At 43.5% G+C, this 18,259-nt stretch carries 19 protein-coding genes; 1 reads left to right on the forward strand and 18 read right to left on the reverse strand.

Going from position 1 to position 18,259, the window contains the following annotated elements; all coding sequences use genetic code 11:
* Positions 1–75: 75 nt before the first annotated feature.
* Positions 76–1,629 (reverse strand): ABC-F family ATP-binding cassette domain-containing protein, encoded by a 1,554-nt coding sequence (locus HFD99_RS16955; protein ID WP_013371468.1) that lies wholly within the window; start codon positions 1,627–1,629, stop codon positions 76–78.
* A gap of 172 nt (positions 1,630–1,801) precedes the next feature.
* Between HFD99_RS16955 and HFD99_RS25745 the strand changes: the two genes are divergently transcribed.
* Complete coding sequence (locus HFD99_RS25745) at positions 1,802–1,993, forward strand: hypothetical protein (protein WP_225164760.1); 192 nt, start codon at positions 1,802–1,804, stop codon at positions 1,991–1,993.
* Positions 1,994–2,315: 322 nt separating this feature from the next.
* Here the strand turns inward: HFD99_RS25745 and HFD99_RS16965 are convergent, their stop codons facing one another.
* From HFD99_RS16965 to HFD99_RS17045, 17 genes are all read right to left on the reverse strand, one after another.
* The gene (locus HFD99_RS16965) at positions 2,316–2,855 is read right to left on the reverse strand and encodes a cupin domain-containing protein (RefSeq protein ID WP_025365028.1); all 540 of its coding nucleotides are present in this window, start codon (positions 2,853–2,855) and stop codon (positions 2,316–2,318) included.
* A 455-nt stretch (positions 2,856–3,310) separates the two neighbouring features.
* Positions 3,311–4,300, reverse strand: a complete 990-nt coding sequence (locus HFD99_RS16970) for a hypothetical protein (protein WP_123797279.1) — start codon at positions 4,298–4,300, stop codon at positions 3,311–3,313.
* Positions 4,287–4,841 carry a hypothetical protein gene (locus HFD99_RS16975; RefSeq protein WP_045244605.1) on the reverse strand — a complete coding sequence of 185 codons (555 nt, stop codon included), beginning with the start codon at positions 4,839–4,841 and terminating at the stop codon, positions 4,287–4,289. Before HFD99_RS16975 ends, HFD99_RS16970 begins: the two co-directional genes overlap by 14 nt.
* Before the next feature lies 1 nt (position 4,842).
* Complete coding sequence (locus HFD99_RS16980; RefSeq protein ID WP_016821929.1) at positions 4,843–5,238, reverse strand: hypothetical protein; 396 nt, start codon at positions 5,236–5,238, stop codon at positions 4,843–4,845.
* Between the two features lie 40 nt (positions 5,239–5,278).
* A complete protein-coding gene (locus tag HFD99_RS16985) occupies positions 5,279–5,758 on the reverse strand; it encodes a hypothetical protein (RefSeq protein ID WP_019687417.1) in 480 nt (159 codons plus the stop codon).
* 49 nt (positions 5,759–5,807) lie between these two features.
* Positions 5,808–7,892 carry a hypothetical protein gene (locus HFD99_RS16990; protein ID WP_031461586.1) on the reverse strand — a complete coding sequence of 695 codons (2,085 nt, stop codon included), beginning with the start codon at positions 7,890–7,892 and terminating at the stop codon, positions 5,808–5,810.
* Positions 7,882–9,720, reverse strand: coding sequence for an ATPase, T2SS/T4P/T4SS family (locus HFD99_RS16995; protein WP_090890520.1), 1,839 nt, complete (start codon positions 9,718–9,720; stop codon positions 7,882–7,884). Before HFD99_RS16995 ends, HFD99_RS16990 begins: the two co-directional genes overlap by 11 nt.
* Positions 9,720–10,577, reverse strand: coding sequence for a hypothetical protein (locus HFD99_RS17000; protein WP_017427708.1), 858 nt, complete (start codon positions 10,575–10,577; stop codon positions 9,720–9,722). The genes HFD99_RS16995 and HFD99_RS17000 overlap by 1 nt, the downstream gene beginning before the upstream one ends.
* Positions 10,574–11,287 (reverse strand): hypothetical protein, encoded by a 714-nt coding sequence (locus HFD99_RS17005; RefSeq protein ID WP_016821935.1) that lies wholly within the window; start codon positions 11,285–11,287, stop codon positions 10,574–10,576. Before HFD99_RS17005 ends, HFD99_RS17000 begins: the two co-directional genes overlap by 4 nt.
* Before the next feature lie 22 nt (positions 11,288–11,309).
* Positions 11,310–12,287 carry an SAF domain-containing protein gene (locus HFD99_RS17010; RefSeq protein ID WP_103042472.1) on the reverse strand — a complete coding sequence of 326 codons (978 nt, stop codon included), beginning with the start codon at positions 12,285–12,287 and terminating at the stop codon, positions 11,310–11,312.
* A gap of 40 nt (positions 12,288–12,327) precedes the next feature.
* The gene (locus HFD99_RS17015; protein WP_019687422.1) at positions 12,328–13,821 is read right to left on the reverse strand and encodes a serine/threonine protein kinase; all 1,494 of its coding nucleotides are present in this window, start codon (positions 13,819–13,821) and stop codon (positions 12,328–12,330) included.
* A gap of 177 nt (positions 13,822–13,998) precedes the next feature.
* Positions 13,999–15,057 (reverse strand): SAM-dependent methyltransferase, encoded by a 1,059-nt coding sequence (locus HFD99_RS17020; RefSeq protein WP_123797280.1) that lies wholly within the window; start codon positions 15,055–15,057, stop codon positions 13,999–14,001.
* Between the two features lie 22 nt (positions 15,058–15,079).
* The gene (locus tag HFD99_RS17025) at positions 15,080–15,853 is read right to left on the reverse strand and encodes an ABC transporter ATP-binding protein (RefSeq protein ID WP_031461593.1); all 774 of its coding nucleotides are present in this window, start codon (positions 15,851–15,853) and stop codon (positions 15,080–15,082) included.
* A complete protein-coding gene (locus HFD99_RS17030) occupies positions 15,850–16,164 on the reverse strand; it encodes a thioredoxin family protein (protein ID WP_016821940.1) in 315 nt (104 codons plus the stop codon). The genes HFD99_RS17025 and HFD99_RS17030 overlap by 4 nt, the downstream gene beginning before the upstream one ends.
* Positions 16,161–16,499: a cyclic-phosphate processing receiver domain-containing protein gene (locus tag HFD99_RS17035; RefSeq protein WP_123797281.1), complete on the reverse strand. Its 339-nt coding sequence runs from the start codon at positions 16,497–16,499 to the stop codon at positions 16,161–16,163. The genes HFD99_RS17030 and HFD99_RS17035 overlap by 4 nt, the downstream gene beginning before the upstream one ends.
* A gap of 75 nt (positions 16,500–16,574) precedes the next feature.
* Positions 16,575–17,423, reverse strand: coding sequence for a deoxyribonuclease IV (locus HFD99_RS17040; RefSeq protein ID WP_029515048.1), 849 nt, complete (start codon positions 17,421–17,423; stop codon positions 16,575–16,577).
* Positions 17,413–18,231 carry an Fpg/Nei family DNA glycosylase gene (locus HFD99_RS17045; RefSeq protein ID WP_026065468.1) on the reverse strand — a complete coding sequence of 273 codons (819 nt, stop codon included), beginning with the start codon at positions 18,229–18,231 and terminating at the stop codon, positions 17,413–17,415. Before HFD99_RS17045 ends, HFD99_RS17040 begins: the two co-directional genes overlap by 11 nt.
* Positions 18,232–18,259 lie beyond the last annotated feature (28 nt).

Genomic DNA, 18,259 nt, shown 5'->3' on the forward strand with positions numbered 1-18,259 from the left:
TCAGCTAAAGATAGCTTAGCATATTTTCCTAATTCTGCAAACCCCACCTTGTGTTAAATCTGTCAGAACTGGATTTTAGTTAACTTTACTAGACCACTCTTCTACATTCCACGTTTTGGTTACCCAATCCTCGTAAAAGTCCGGTTCGTGGGATACAAGCAATACGGTCCCTTTGTATTCCTTCAAAGCGCGTTTGAGTTCATCCTTTGCTTTGACATCCAAGTGGTTGGTAGGCTCATCAAACAGTACCCAGTTGCTCTCACGCATTAACAGTTTACAAAGGCGGACTTTAGCCTGTTCTCCACCACTAAGCGCAGACAAAGGCCGGGTGATATGCTCATTCTTCAAACCACAGCGCGCCAAATGCGCTCGTACTTCATGCTGATTCAAATGCGGAAATTCATTCCATACATCGTCAATCGGTGTAATTTTCTCCGCCTTTACTTCCTGTTCAAAATAAGCAGGCTGCAAGAAATCCCCTTGATAGGTTTTTCCGCTGATTGGAGGTATTTTCCCAAGAATGGTTTTGAGCAACGTAGACTTACCAACACCATTACAGCCAACAATTGCGATCTTTTCGCCACGTTCGATCGTCATGGACATTTTAGGCAAAAGAGCATGAGTGTAGCCAATTTCAAAATCAATACCCTCAAAAACCGTTTTCCCGCTCGCACGGGCTTCTTTGAACTGAAAGGTTGGCTTTGCAGCTTCTTCAGGCTTATCAATACGTTCGATCCGATCAAGCTGCTTTTCACGGCTTTTTGCACGGCCTGATGTAGATGCGCGCGCTTTATTGCGCTGAATAAAATCTTCCTGTTTCTTAATATATTCCTGCTGCTTCTCATATGCATCAATATGCTGTGCTTTGTTCAGATCCGCCATTTCAAGAAACTTTTCATAGTTAGCTGAATAGCGGGTCATCTTAGCAAATTCAAGATGGTAGATTACATTAACGACTTGGTTCATAAATTCAGTATCATGTGAGATGAGGATAAAAGCATAGGGATAATCCTTCAAATATCGCGTAAGCCATTCTATATGCTCCACATCCAAATAGTTGGTAGGCTCATCCAGCAGCAATACATTCGGCTTTTCCAACAGCAACTTAGCAAGAAGCACCTTTGTCCGTTGCCCACCACTAAGTGCTGCTACATCCCGATCCAGTCCGATGGCAGAGAGACCTAATCCATTCGCCATTTCTTCAACCTTCACATCAATGAGGTAAAAATCCCCCATATCCAATTGCTCTTGAATTTCTCCCATCTGTTCCAGCAAGACTTCCAACTCTTCGGGAGAAGCCTCTCCCATTTTGTCTGTAATTTGCATCATTTCCTTTTCTAGTTCCAACAAAGGAAGAAAAGCGTCTTTTAATACATCACGTACTGTTTTGCCCGGCGTCAGCTTGGTGTGCTGATCCAGATAGCCATAACGTACACGTGGAGTCCATTCCACTTTGCCTTCATCTTTAAGCAATTTTCCAGTCAGAATGTTCATGAGTGTCGATTTACCAACACCATTAGCTCCTACCAATCCTACACGTTCCCCCGCAAGTAATCGAAAGGAAACATTTTTAAATAATGCACGGTCCCCAAAGTTGTGGGATACATTTTCTACAGTCAATAAACTCATAAGCTGTTTTTGGCTCCTTATTGTCATCGGCACTGCCGAGTGTTCTTATTTCATCAATCTTTCGTTTCTTTCAAAGCTTTATTGTAGCACATTCGGCACCCTTATCGGAACATTGAAAACAGCGAATTTTAAGGTTTTCAGATGGAGTGGCCTAAAAAAAGAAAACCAGCTAATGTTAGTCAAGGGGTCCACCAACATTTTAACGAAAATATACGCTAAGGACATGGCTTATTTTTTTGCCCTCATTGCCCTTATTAATCCGGATTTGAAAGTAGTAGAAATCGACATCGGCCAACTTGATATTGGTCAACTCGCTTCCCAAAAGTCGGTAAATAGCAACGTATTGACAATCAATATGTCTTGAAGGTTTTTCGCTTGCTAAATCATATCGAATTAGCGCTTAATCTCCTCTTCGGTAGGTACATAAGGAGTTTCTTTGCTTCTTTTGGCAATTTAAGCTTCAAGCTTAGTTCTAAAATGTTGGAACAGCGTTGAAGTTAGTATACATAAGCTTACAATTCCAAATAATGAATACCTTAATAATTGATAAGTTCTAATAACAATTAAAAAACAGAACTCTATGTAGACAGTCCTCATGAGTATCGAAGGAATAATAAAATGGAGAAAATGTAATTATCCCGGCCTGGGTTCCGGACCGGGAAGAAATAAAATATAATTGGATTTATTTATCTTTCAGCAGACATGGCAATTTCTTTTGATTCATGAACTGTTCCAAATGGATGCTCAGGCGGTGCATAGATAACGTATATCTTAAGGGGCATATTTCCTGTATTAATTACATTGTGCCATTTTCCAGCAGGTATCATAATTGCATAGCCATCATAGGCCATCACTTGAAAATCTAATTGGTCTTTCCTATCCCCCATTTGAACAAGTCCCTGACCTTCTTCAATACGTATGAATTGATCAGTTGTTGGATGAGCTTCTAAACCGATATCATCGCCAACATTAATGCTCATCAGAGTCACTTGTAAATGTTTTCCTGTCCATATAGCGGTACGATAATTTTTGTTTTGTTTTGCAGCCTGGTCCATATTCACTACAAATGGACTTTGTCCATAATCTCTTAATATTGTCTTTTCATAGAGATTACTGTCGTTATTATACCAATTGTAGTATTGAGGATCATAACTCCGATAATTGTAATTACAGCTGTTATACATAGGAATATGCCATGGAAAGTGATGGCATGATTTATGGTACATACTCATTCTCCTTTATTTGATTCAGTGTTTACTTATCATATGCGGCTGCCTATATAAAGGACTAAAAAACCTTCAACAATAGGCAAAAGCCTAATTGATGCCAAGACAAAAATATTCACAAGCGTTTTCGTCCTTCACTTCAAAAGACGTTATTACTTAAAGTTACATTTAATACCATATACTCCCAATTGGTGTCATCTTCTTCGGAACTCCCCCGGTAAGTCGAGTATTAAATTCCATTTATTTGACTCACTCTTTAAAAAAGCAGTGACCATAAAGGCAAAAGACTAGGCTGGCACTGCTTCTATGGTGCTATCGGCTTGGCTTGGAGATTCGTCTATTTCTCTGCCCATTTCAAAACAAAGTTCTTCCCGGCTAACGTCATATTAACCTCCTATTAAAACAGGCCAACCTTTTGGTTGACCTAATAATACGAAACCCACCCCGGAGGGTGATTATTTTAAGCTGTTATGATATTGGTACTCAAAATAACCAGCAGCTGCCGCAGATTTTTCATCCGTAAAACGCTCAGTCGCTTGAAAAGGGGTTGGATATGAATCTCTATAAAAATATTTCATTCCAGTACCCGGTTCTATGCCACCAATAATAGATTGCTTTCGGACGACTCTTCCACCACCAAACCCATAGTTATTGTAATACCTGTCTCCAACTGGAATACCTTGGATAAACGCGATCATACCCACATCATCTATTGTGTTATACCACTCCTCTTGTGAAATGAGTGGTAGGGTGAACGTATAGGAAATGCCATTCCGTGCTGCTTTTTCGTTATGGACATTAATCAGTCGAGCCAGATCTTCCTGAATGGTGCGAACAATGGTGGAACGGCGTATTTGCTCAAAGGTTAATGAATTGTTCAGTAACGAAATGGGGGTCTGACCCTCAAGCTCTTTTTGAACCCCCTCCACCCATCTGTGATTCTGCGCATCATAGGCATGTAGATAATTATCCAGGGTGAATCCCACACTATTGCCTGCGGAATCAACATAGGCATAAGGCTTTTTTTCGCTCCACTTGGGGCCTATAACCGCTTGTCCATACGCATCTTTATAGGATGATGAAGCGAACGTATAATAACCATCATAATCCAGTATCACAATAGCTGGTATGTAATTCAATAACGCACGTTGTGCTGCTGTATCCCCATCAGTGCCCATATTAAGGAAGAAAGTGTGCAAGAACGTGGCCAGCGCTTCTTCTTTATCTACACGAAAAAACTTATCTGATCCATATCCGGCCTCGCGTTCCTGACGTTCATTCTGTGAGAGCACAACACCTGCATCCTGAACTGCGGTACGGAGAGCAGACGTATATTTCATTTCTAGCTGCTGTACTTCACGCTGATTCTGCACTCGTAAATCACTAACCACACCAAAGGGCAAAAAGAGTAGGATAAATATAACTGCAAAATCAGTAATCTTCATTCAAAACCATGCCCCCGTAAGAAGCTGAAACTGCCGGCTTATCGTTATCTATTCCACCCAGAAGCCATGATTTGTATAAATCCGCAGGAGTCCGATTCGTATTATATAATCGTACTGTAAAATAATCACCGGCCATCAAGGTATACCGACGTATCTGTTCCGACTTGGGCTGCGAATGATCAGGAAACAGTACAGGTAAGATTTGCGGGTTATAGTAACTATCGTATACAACTTCATAATTACCCAGAAAACTGTCTGGCTTCGCCGCATCTGCATAATTCGGTACATATTTTTTGTGCATATGCTCCAAATCAACTTCGTACGTATTGCCTGTCAGCTCCAGATCACGTATAAAATCGTTATACATCGTCGGTGTAATGTAACCTTTGGTTCTTACCATATCAACAAAATGTACAGTCGAATGATATGTATTTAACCCGGATATATCATCCTGCCGTTCAGCAGCTTGAGCTGCGGGTACGATGTACAAAAGTAATACAGCTAGCAGTGCTCCCAACAGCTTAGATATTGTTTGAACCACTTCAGTCCTCCCCCAATTTCTCAAAACGTACAGATGTTATGTCTCCATTCCCATTACGCTGTGAGTACATGGCATATATAGAGGAAGCATCCAAGGTAGATACATCAGGCTCAAACGGTTCAGAATATACATCGTACTCTGAACCGTCAACTTGAACCGAAATCCCCTCCTGCAAGTTCAAGCGAATGGTCTGAATGACTTGAGTCCCTTTAATCCGTTGCGGTGTCTCCACCCCTATAGTACGGGAGATCCGTCCCTCAGATTGCTCCTCCTGCTGCGACCTTAATTCCAGTGCGCTATCCAGTTGACTGGACAAGTTTGCTGCTGCTGCACATGCGGTTACAAATAGAATAACTGACACACCAAGCCGCAGCATACTTGAAGCGTGATCAGACATACTCACGACTCCCTTATAACTATTATTCTTGCTGTACTACTTAAGACTGGGTAAACAACAACCCACGTACCACGTTAGATTTGTCTTTAACGATTTCAGCCTTGAATTTACCACTTGGATTTACATATTCATTCTCCTTTTCATTCAGTGTATTCGCGATCTTTCCCGTCTTATCGTTGCCGCCATTCACAGCGCCATACTGCTCACTGTCTGGACTAACGTTCAGAGCATTTCCGTACCACTGTCCTGACATATTTTTTCCAGTTTTAATCTGAATACCAAACTGGTCCTTTCCCTGAAACTTCCGCAGCGCATTGGTTACCTGGGAGCCGCTAATCGTTGTGCCGTCGTATACCGTAAAAGAGGCTTGAGACAATTCGGTCTGGATATCGGCGAAATTGTTTTGTGCCGTTTTAGTGGCTTCCTGAGCTGAGATAAACAGTATAACTACAATCGTAATTAGTGCGATGGTCAAAAAAATCCCAGCGGCTACCTTTAATGCCGTTGATGCATTATTCATCTTTTTCTCTCCTCAACTTGTAATATTGGTTAAGCATTATTGAACTTACTTACTGAATTTTTTGTATTTGCTCATAATAGCTATCCATTTGAACAAAGCTCATTCCAATCAGTGGAATTACCAAATATAAAAAGATAAGACCATACATTGGGGCAAAACCAATCATCCTCCCCCAGATCGCCTTGCTGTCTATTATTTTTTCATACTCCTGTTTTCTTTGTTCAAAATAGTAGGACATATGGGATTCCAAATCATCAAATGCCTCCCTAATGGTAATTTTACCCAAAGATAAATGGAGCTTGTCCACCAGACGTTGAAATTCCGGCAAAGGTGCTTCTTCTTTCAACAAATCGAGAGCCGCCTCTGGCCCATGTTCATAATGAAGCAGACATTTTTGCAGAGGTCTTTTGAAGATTACTGAAAATCTATTCAGCCACTCCAATATTTCCTCGACAGACATTCTTTCCATAACCCGTAAAATGGAAATAACCGTTTGAAACTGATAGACCTCATGCTTCATGTCCAAATGACGCATTTTCCGTTGCAAATATAATAAAAGTATGGGCATTTGGTAGGCTACATACCCTGCAATTATACTAATCAGTACTTCCCACCACTTTATATATTCTTCATTCCAATCTTTCAGTTTTTGGAGAATTCGATGAGTATTCCTTGATAGCTGCTCGGGAGTAGCTGTGCCATTAGCATAATGTTCTAAAGAAGCGTACGTTCGCTCGTATGTGCTGTCCGCTTTCATGTTCAACATTTGCATGATTTTACGGTCAATCTCACTCTGCTTCAAAGCTTCCTTTTCCTCTGTCGGACTTAAACGTCCAAACATTCGCCCCGATTGTACTGGCGCGTGAAGGATATGCGTTTTTTCAGCTCCATGTAAAACAAATATAGTACTAATACTAAGCACTAATCCTAAGATAAAAAGAGCAATTCTGCGTATGTAGAGCCACTCGAGCTTTACCTCCGCACCACTTTCCTTTAAGAGTCGGGTTATCTGGAAATAAGATGACATATGCTGCCGAGGAATTAGAGATTCCACCATATTACGAATGATGGGCATACGATATAACCTCTGCTCCCACACCCTCCGCCCTTTCCCCGCACGATATCCTGTCTCGTCGGACTGTTGCAGTTTCTGTAACAGAAAGTAGGATAGGATGATAACAATGTAAACGGTCAATTTTGTGATATAACCCAATTTCCCCTGATAAAACTCATCCATGGATGGAAAGCTGGATCTCGCCCATCTCTCGATTGGGGTAGTAAAGAAAACAGGGGCCAGAGCGATCAGGTTTAAACTTTTTAGCAGGTAGTCCAGTTTATTTCTCCTCAGCAACTCCAACTGGATTTCGCGTGCAAGACTGCTTAGCCCCTTTAAATAAATGGAACCACCATCCTCAACCCGATCACCAAACTCCATGACCATATACGAGATACCAGCAAAGGCTTTTAAAAACCGATTTGGAGCTGATTCATAATATCTTTCGAGGGCCTCGTGGGGATCCGCATCTGTCAGCGCCTCATGGATGAGCCGTGCATGTCTTCCAGCCTCTGCCTCTGCTAAATCGGCTGCTTCGGATATGGCTTCTTCCACCATACCGTGCTGATGATAGTGATGACGTACATTGGCGAACAATTCGATCATTTGCCCAAGTAGCCTTTTTTCCATTTGGCTAGTGGTCACGTCTATAATAAGGCTGTTGATTACCACTCCGCATAAAACGGCCAATACAGCAAACTCTATTCCTGGTTTCATCATCAACAGCACAACGCCGCTGCAAGCAAAAGCCCCCCAAATGAACAGTATCATCTTCATGGTCTGCAGACGAAGCTTATACTCATCGTATGCATGCTGACCAGCTAGTCGCTTACGAACACTTGTGATGTATCCAGCTGTGATAGGGACCCTCATAAACAGCGTATACAATTTATGCATTAAAGTTTGAAGTTCCCGTTGAAGTACCGCTTTTCCCTTTCGTGCTTCCTGTACAGAATGAATTCTACCTCTGCGAACTGCATAGCTCTTATGCTTATGCAACCCATACAAAGCTGTATATAGAACTGCAAATCCCCCACCTGATATAAGCAAAACCCACAATAAAATTTCTTTAAGACTCATAGTCTTCCTCCCAATAACGGGTCAAAAAACTGCGGAAATCTGCCGCATCGTTTGCATTCATCTGCTCACACATTTCTTCTACACTTTTAGCTGTTAAGGGCTCCATTGGTATATAGCTTCCATTTCGATATTCCATAACATGGCGATAGCTATAGCTCGATGAAGCGTTGGGACCTACATTCGTATGCTCCTCTGAATTACGCGGTACACATTCGGTGATCCGTTCGATATAACGCCGCCCTTGCGCATCACACTTGAGATGAACATCAAAGTTAATGACATGCACTACCTGTTCTTCAGCAATACCTTCATGCTGAAATACTCCTGTTTTGAGCAGTGAATTACGAAGTGAAAATACAAGATCACGAAATGTTTTAGCATGGTGAGTAAAAATAGTGAACAAACTAGCAACCTGCGACATTTGAATCATCCAAGCAGCTACTTCATCACTCGCTACTTCGCCTAGAATATTAACGGTTCCATCTGTTTTTTTCTGCAAGTCAAGACCTTGTTGCCCTGAAATATGATCTGTTTCTCGAAAAGTAAGAATATTACGGCGACTGTAAATGCTGCGTAGATGCAGTTCAAAGGCCATTTCCTGAACGCGAAGCGTATACGAAGCGTAAATATGCTTGACCATCGCCATTAACAATGTTGTCTTACCTGAACCCTGCGCACCTGTAATTGCAGTAATCCGACTGCCTTTCATTAGATATGATAGTAGCTGGATTGGAACATCAGCGTTTTGTCCCCTAATTAACTGTTCGAGCGAAGCGCTTTGAATATCAAATTTACGAACAAAGAAAGCCCATGATTCAGAGAAAGGCGGGCGCACTACTACTACCCGTGATCCATCCTTCATCTCATTGACCTTATAACCATTCGCTTCAGAAAGCTGTCCTGGGTAATTGTATTTGTAAATATTTTGACATACCCTTTTAAGCTCCCGTTCCGATCCAAAGGAGAGGAATGAAAGGTGGATAGTTTTACCTTTGTAGAAAATCCATACACTCTCATATCCATTCGTTATGGGCGCAGAGGTTTGTTCAAATGCATACCTATCTGAAGGCCACTGTGGTGATGAAGAAATACTCCCTTCCGGCACACCACTTACACCCCCACTTACACCATCGATCCTCTGGTCACGAATATCATCAATGACAGAAAAACCTTTGTAATGTTGATAAATCCGCTGCACAATAATATCCACTTTCTCCATAAAGGAAAGGGGACGGTATTCACAGTCATAGATATAGCGGATATCCTCTGTCGTTACGAAATAGCTTCCATCCTCTTCACCTTGCTGTGAATACCTCATTTCGGCTAAGTCATAAGTATCCAGCAAACGTGATAGTGCATCCGCGCCAAATTTCTGCTGATATTGGTAAAAAATAATTTCGAATTGATCTTGTGTGCTAAACAACTCAGGTCTGGAGAATGGCATAACAGTATCGGCGATTTTCTCGTTCAATCCGTAACCGTTAATCAGAAGCTCACTCATCAGATTTTTAACAAAACGTTTATCTCCACTGCTGCCATTGGCACAGTCCTTTAACGCCCTTCGTAGTTCTGCCCTTTGATGGATACGCCGCCTATATTCCTCTTCATGTAATCCGGCATCCGCCATCTGGCTATGACTTAGTTCATGAAGCGCATTTTTGATATACTCTATCAATGTTTCGAATGTGGCATCTTCGCTCTTTGGTTCTACCCGAAGAGCTGAATGTTGCGAGTGAAGATTTCCTCGATATTTAAAAATAATCAGTACGATGCACAGTAGCACAATGCAGGTAATAATTAATCCGTTGATCATATGAGCGGACAGCATTAAGCGCCCCTCTCCAAAGCCTTGAGCCGAAGATCGGACTCTGCCGCCTCCAGAATAGCTTTGCTAATCTGCCGTATGCTCTGCGCCCATCCTACAGACATAAAAGGCTTACGTTGCTGCTCTTTTCCACTTCGCACCTCGCGTTGCACATGACCAATCACATCCCTGCGGTTCCATGCATCCATAAAGTCGGTGCTGTAAGGGACTGTAAGCAAAGTACCCTTGTAGCCATATCTCCTGCGGATATTCGCTTCATTCGCTTGTGAATGCACATCATATTTTCCAAGGACAACTAATATGGGTAATGACGAATATGTGGATAATGGAGACACAGATTCAAAATAAGCGTCCAACTCACGCATATTCTGAGTGAGCGAAAGAACGGCCAGTTTGGCTTGTGCACATGCTTCATGCTGTACAGCCCCCCAGCCTACTCCACTCCCTGCATCAATCAACGTTAAATCATAATATTGATTTGCTGTATCAATTACCACTTTTACAAGATCAGGGGAAAGTAGCGGCGGTGCAGCTCCAAAACCAGAGGTTCCCTCAAGTACATCCAGAGTGTGTTCTAGTACAGGTGTCGTATAGTTACGAATATTTTCTCTAGACAGCGTCCCTCTCAGAACTAAACGTGAAACAGCATCCCAGCCCCCTTCCTGAATCTGTAGACTTGGATCGTCCATGCCATACTCCTGTATAGGAAATCCTGATTCAATACCGGTATGCCTACGGCCCAAATGAGTCAACAAAAGTCTTCCTCTATATAAATTACCTATGGTAATTGCTATTGCTGCCGCTAATGAGCTACTTCCACTCGCTCCCTTAGTGGGGCTCCAAAACAAAATGGTGCTCATGCTCTCCTCCTTTCCGCACGCTTTAGCGCACGACGACTTTCTTTTATCTCCCAACTCATCCATTCTCCAATACAACGGCACAATTCTCTCTTATATATTCTGGATAGAGGTTTTAACAGAAGCTGTTTTTTATGCTCATTTTCTAGCTTTAGAGCAAGCTGTCCTTCATCCCATGGCAGTACATACGGCTCTGGTTGCCATAAGGCAGGAAAGCGATTCATGTATTCCCACAAATACGCCTCCTCCACACCGCAATCCACTGCCTGTATAAATAGCTTGTGAAATACAAGATCTTTGGGAAATCCAGGTTGGCCAAACAAATGCTCAAGCCAATTCTGTCCGCTGTGCATTAGCATGTGGCTATAATCACTGACCCAAACCCGGAGTTCCGAAATTTTCCAAACGGAAATTGGACAAAAATCAGGTAGCTCTACATCCAAAATAACAATGTCATAAGTCTGTTCTGCCTTTTGATCAGCCAGCATACCGATATGCAGATCTTCCCATGCTGTAAATCCAATCGCCACATCGAATCCACAAAACTGTGTAATGGGTAGTGGTTTATCGAGCATTCCTATGCTGTACCGATATTGTCCCCGCAGTGTAGCGTCCACAAGCAGTACCTGTTGGCCTGAAGCTGCCAATACGCTGCTGATGTATAATAAAGTATCGCTTTTGTCACAAAGACCGGCAAATATCCATGTTTTCATACTTCCGTTCCTTTTCTCTCATTTATTTGGCATACGGATCAGAGCTACCACCCTGCGTTAGAATCTTCGTTTGTTCTTCGTGGTCCTGTTCCTCACTCCCTGTATCATCAATTCCACTTACTGCATCTTCAATAGTTGTGCCTGCATGCTGAGCTGCAACCTCCTCACTTAGACCTTTTTCCACAGGTGTTGAAATCACATTGTTTGATGAATTAATTGCATTTTCTAGAGAATTTCGTAGCTGCTTGGACAGTATTTGTTCAGCAACACGGACTAAATTCGGATCACTATTCATTAACGCTAACACCTGTGCATTAGGCGGATAGGTCTGTATGGCCTTGGGCTGAAATTGGGGATCTACATATGTCAGAGCATAGATGGATGCTTTATGCAGATAGGCATCTACAATAGCACTCGAAAGGGATAGTATTTCCTGCTCATTCATAGTAACCCATACGGTTGGGCCTTCTAGCCGAGAAATCTTCTTTTTGGATAATAGAATGTAATCCTGACCTGTTGGAAATTGAATGCGAATATCTACCTCGTCCCCTGGCTTCAGGCTGCTGGGCAGTACCACCACTTTTAACTCACGGTTGCGTAGATCCTTAGGTGTGGGTTCATCAGCAGTAATCATAGCTGATGTAAGCACAGCTCCTTTTTTTAGTTCTATCTTAGCTGTAGTGCGAGAAACTTCACTTTTATTTGTCAACAAATTAGACGGGGCTTGAGAACCAGGAACCTTAATTCCCTTCAAATCATTAGATGTAATCTGCTCGCCTGGTGAAATGTCACGAACAACCGCCCAGCCTGTTTTCGCAGTCCGTTGCTCTTGTTCATACAGTTTCCATTTCTGCTCTGCCTCCACCTTTGCCTGCTTCCTGATCTCACTCATTTGATGGATATTCACCATAAGGTAGCCCACAAAGATCATGCCTACAATACCCGCGCCAACACAACCTGCATATAGTTTTTGTTTGCTGCTTTTTCTTAGCTTGGACACACAGCTTCTCCCCTACCTCTTTAGATATATACCTGCCTATTTAGTGCTGTTGTTTAAGGAATCTGAAACGTCTTTTCCGAGTGTCTGTAATGACTCCACGAAAAAGCTCGTCCAATACCTGATCCATTTCATCATCCCGTTCGAAAGGATCTGAATGGAACGGCAGCGCAAATACTTTATCGTGATCTAGCTCCTTTCGTAACCTGCGGACAGCCCCCGAGGGTGCCAATGGCAAGCAGTAATTCCATTTGTGTTGCGGATGACGCTGAAGAGATCGGGCTAGACCCGTTATATCCTGAACTCTCCATTCGGCCCCTGAGCCGACAACTAGCGGATAATCGGCTCTCAAAAATTCTTCCAGTCGTTCATTGTCCTGCCCATTCCCCAAGTCCAGTACGATAAATCTGTAGGATCCGCCCAGCAAGGAAATGACATCTGCACGAGATGTTTGCCGCCAATAATGAACTCCATCGACTTCAAAACGCCGACTTGAACTTGCTTGTCCAACAGGTATGCCTTCCACGACTTCTTGCAGTCGGGCAAATGCCTTAGCTGTACTATGCAGCTCAACCAAGGCTACGGAGTGGGTCTTTCGAGCCAAGTAGTGGCTCACTGCAATTGCTGTGTGTGTAGCACCGGAGCCGGAAGACACACCCAACACTGCCACTACCCTTGTTCCAGCATAATCCGACGAAGCATTACTAACAGATTTCCCTGGTTGAGCAGACTGAAAATTAGCACTGCGCCTCAGTTCTCCAATGACCTCCTCAGCAGACTGAAATCGTTCCTCAGGATGATGCCGCAGCAGCTTTCGAATTATCGGAATCAAATGTCGAGGCAATTCCCCGCGAATATACCCTTCAACTCCTGCTGTCCACTCGCTATATTTACCACCTGTACATAGATACAATAGTAACGCCCCTAGACTGTACAGGTCCGAGCGAGCATCCGTCTGTCCTGTTCCATATTGCTCTGGGGCAGCAAAGCCCACTGTGCCCAGCTTTATCGTATCCTGATCCAGCTCGGACTTATAGCTCCTCGCTATCCCAAAATCGATCAGTTTAAATTCCATTTCCGGTGTCAGCATAATATTCGCCGGCTTGAGGTCCCGATAAATGACTGGCAATTGGCGGGTATGCAAATAATCAAGTACATCCAGTACCTGCAGAGCGAATGGAATGATTTGCTCCTGTGGAATACAGCCTTGGTATCCCCTCATGTATGCTTCCAGTGTAATTCCTTCGATGTAGTCCATAACCAGATATACCGCACCAGATGGAGGATATTCAAAAAAATCAACAATCCTCGGTAAACGTGGATGGCTTAGCGAAATCAACATTTCGGCTTCCGTCCGTACAATCTTCATTATTTTTGGGTCGGCAATCGACTCCTTCACTGCCCAATGCTTGCCCGGCAGCTTTAAATCTTCGGCCATGAACACGCGGCTCATGCCTCCCGAACCTAACGTACGAATAATTCGGTAACGTTCACCGACAATTGACCCGAACTCTAATTGTGATGGTTGATTCATCATTCTCTTACCTCCCTTCTACAAGCAGACAACGCAAAAAAGGGAAAGCCACCGCAAAATGAAGTCTTCATAATGACATGAAAACAATTTCGCGGGATGCTTTCCCTTGATTTAATACAAATATTTTTTAAAGGAACAATTTGGATTTATTATATAGCACACTGCATCTATTGTAAAGAATTATTTTCCATACTTGATCATATACAGGGTAATCTCATCTCGGTTATGGAAAAGCTGTTTGGCTCGCTGAATCTGCATGCCGGACTCCTCAAAGGAAGCAATCACATCATGAATAAGCGCCAAGGGCTTTTTATGCATTAGCTTGACTGTTACGATAGCCGTACCACCACTCCGCAAACTATACAGTAAATCAGTAACGAGCCTTGCCATCTGTTTTGGACTCCAACTCATATCACAAACCAGCAGATCGAACGAATTCTCTTTAAATTTGACTTCACTTGCATTTTTACGCAAAAATGTCAGATTTGCGTACTTCATCAGCGAGGGCTCCATCTTGGCCGGATCAACCGCTGTAACTTTCAGTCCACGCTCCAGCAAGAAGGAAGTCCATCCACCCGGTGCTGCCCCAATATCCAGTCCCTGATGGAAAGCGCTAAAATCAATGCCGAACGTTGCTTCTGCTTCCAGTAGCTTGAATTTGGCACGCGAGATCTGTCCGTCTTCCTTCTGAAAACGAACTGCACCTCCGCTCCAATCTGATAGGTTGTCCTGAGGATGTGATACGCCTGCGTACCACGTATCTGTATCTGCAAAAACGGACACAATAACATCGGCGCCATGTACTACCAATTCCATAGGTAGATCACTTAATTGTTCACTCAAAGCCAGCTTGAGCGCACCTGCGCTTTCAGCCCAACTGCTATTAGATCCTTTGCGTACTTGCAAAGAAACACGTTGATCTATCAATTCCCTGCGGTTACGGATAAATGCAACCAGACGCTCTTGCACTTGAACCAGATCCGTACCTTCCTCCTGAAAATGAACAGGAAACAAGTGACGCAGAAACATCGGTGGCTGGCCTGTAATCGTCTTCACTGCCTCATTTTCTTGCGCAGGTAATGTTGCTAGAAAAATTTCACCAGGTAGAAGCATCGTGCTTTTCACAGAGCCAAATAATCTTCTAAGCTCCTCCTGAGCATAGGGTGCAAAACCATGGTTGGCCGTACAAACAAATCTCGATGTCGACAAAGTGGACTCACTCTGTTCATCTGTATTCACGTATAGTTCCTCCAAAATAACGTTACCCTCCAGCGCACACCCGGATCCAGGGACGTTCTCCATCCCATTCCAGCTCAACTGGAACTTCATAAGTGTGCATAATCAATTCTTTCGTTAAAACTTCTTTTTTCAATCCAGCAGCTGCGACCTTGCCATCCCGAATCAACGCAACATGCGTAAAGAGAGGGACAATCTCCTCAATGTGATGAGTTACATAGATCACTGATAAGTCTCGCTTGCGAAGCCGATCAATCTCGACCAACATCTTTTCCCGTTCAAATAAATCCAATCCGGCACAAGGCTCGTCCATTATCAGTAGGCGAGGTTCAGCCATCAGCGAGCGGGCCAGCATTACCTTTTTACGTTCTCCTTGAGATAAGGTACCTAACGGGTGATGAATCAGATCGCCTAAATTCATACCCTCCAAAAGAGATACGGCTTTTTCTTTTGCCTCCGTCGGAATCTCCTGATAAAAACGCAAAAAAGCATACGCACCTGTAGCTACTACTTCCCAAACGGGATCTTTTAGCGCCAGCTTTTCCAGTAATGTCTGGCTAATGTATCCGATCTGCTTGCGAACTTCCCGCACATCACATTGACCATACGTTTGCCCAAGCACCTCAATCGTACCACGACTTGGAAACATATACCCTGTCATCATTTCCAACAATGTTGTTTTGCCGGAACCATTTCGACCCAGAATAGCCCAATGTTCACCTTCTCGTATTTCTAGGCTTACATCGTCCAAGATACGTCTTTCTTCCCGCTGTAATGTAATGTTCTTCATGGATATCATTCCATCACGCTCCTTATCCTGCTCAGCAAGTGTTCTACAGATTCCATTTTGTAGATGATTTCAGGATTTTTGTTTTCACCATTATATATAAGAAGCGCGGGGACACTGGAAATCCGATACTCCTGAACCAGTTCAGGAATATAGTTAATGTTGCTCTGCACCACTGCTCCTTCGGGGAGCAAATGCTCTGCTACCTCTAACATTCTACGGGCAGCCGCGCATGTTCCGCACATGGGAGTGTATACAAACAAAGCCAGCTTGCATCCCTCCCATATGGCACGGCGTGCTTCTTTTTGTCCGATCTCTTTCATCGCTTAGACTCGTTTATGATCTCTTGCATACGCACCTCAGGAATCGGCCCGTTATGCACAGTGACTCCCTCCGGCTTATTCACATAAAGCAGTTCATACATGGCTCGGCGCCCCTGCGGACTGGAGGAATGCAAGTAAATTTCACGCGGATATAACTGTTTACTTGCAATAGCAGCAGCTACATCCTTTCCCGTCGGTTGACCCGGACCCAAATCATAATCTAACGATAGTATCGAAATTGGGTATTCATGAAGCAGAAGCAGACACTCATCCGCGTCCCTTGCCAGCTTAAAACCTGGAGGACAAGGTCGATAATCGTCCATAAACAAATACACCAACTTCTCCTCCTTCTTCCCAAAAAAGTAAGCTTACATAAGCCTCTAAGATAACTATTATTTATTTAAAATAATTTACTCCCAGCTTTGAATCATTCGAATGTCCTCCTGATGTGTCCCATCAGGTCCCGCCTCACTCTCCAAAACGACGGGAATACCTCTTACAGCTTCTTGTTCTGTTATCCAGCGCATGCCTTCAATACCAATGTAACCTTGCCCTACGCGCGCATGTCTGTCTTTTTTAGAGCCGTACGGGTGTTTGGAATCATTCAAATGAACTCCGTACAGCGCTGACCAATAACCGAGACGGTCCCCTTTTTCAAACAAAGCCTCGTCCACTCCACCGTTCCACAATCCTGCTGCATACGCATGACAAGTATCCAGGCAAAATCCGATGCTGCCAGGATCTCGACACAATTGGCGAATTTGGACCATTTCCTCGAGCGTGGTTCCCATGGGACCGTGATCCCCAGCCTGATTCTCAATTAATATTTTAGCATTTCCCTGCCAGCCTTCCAGCACATCATTCAGACAGTTAATAATATTATGATAGCCCTCCAGCGGGTCAGACGAATGCATATGCCCAAAATGAACAACTATCCCCTTCGATCCACAGGCTTCAGCAATATCCAAATCGTTGCGTAATGAAGCAACCATCAGCTCATAAAGTTCCTGACCGCGTTCGCGACCATGAGCTGGATTAACAGGATAGGGCGAATGAGCAATAGATTGAAGCTGGTGCTCTGAACAGTAATCTTTACAAGCAGCAGCATCTATGGAGTTCCATTCCTTCAGCTTGAGACTACGAGGATTTTTCGGAAAATATTGAAATGAACGTCCTCCCTGCTCTCGTGCACGTATAGCAGCTTTGGAAAAGCCACCCCGCGTACTCACGTGAGAGCCGATAAGCAATTTAGGCATCATGCTGCTGCACCGGGCAATAAAATGCTTTTTTCCCCGCCAGCTCGACTCTTACAATTTTCCCACCGCTTGGAGATTCTTCTCCTTCACGGTCATATACTCGACACTGATGATCAAAGCCACCTGTGAGCGTGTCTCCCTCCATTAGAGGCATTTCCATATAACCGCCCTCCGCAGTAGCTTCACGAAGTACGGATTGAGTAGCATGATATAGCTTTTCCACTTTTTCTGGAGACTGTACAATGTTTTGCACCTTGGAACCCGGTGTAAATCCGGCGATATATGCAATTTCGTCTGAATAGCAATTGCCAATCCCCGAAAAAACCTGCTGGTTTACCAGTGTTGTTTTCAAAATTCCCCGTCGTCCTTTTAGACGTGCTGTAAAATTTTCCAATGTCATACGACGGTCTAACGGATCAGGTCCCAGGTCTGACAAAGCTTCATCTGTTTCTTTAGCCGTCAGCAAGTGCAGATAACCTAAGCGCAGTCCGATAAAATAAAGCTTCGCTCCGCTAAAATCCAATTCGATCTGAACCGTACGGTCTGGACGTTGCTCCTCCGTTCCCAGATACAACAATCCTCCCAACATGAGATGAAGCACAAGCCGTTTACCCGTATTTAAATGAAAAATCAAATGCTTGCCCCGACGCTCTAAATATACAACGGTCGCACCTAGCAATTGCTTCTTAAAGGTTTCCACTTCAGTATTAATGGACTTTTCACGGCTAACCGCCACTCCAGTAATTGGAATGTCCAAAATTTGTTTTGATAATAAGATTCTGTAGTTTTCCATTTCAGGAAGTTCCGGCATATCAACATCTTTCCTTTCGTAGCTCATA

Origin of the sequence: Paenibacillus sp. EKM301P (genome assembly GCF_011800295.1) — a bacterium.
GTDB classification, from domain to species: domain Bacteria; phylum Bacillota; class Bacilli; order Paenibacillales; family Paenibacillaceae; genus Paenibacillus; species Paenibacillus polymyxa.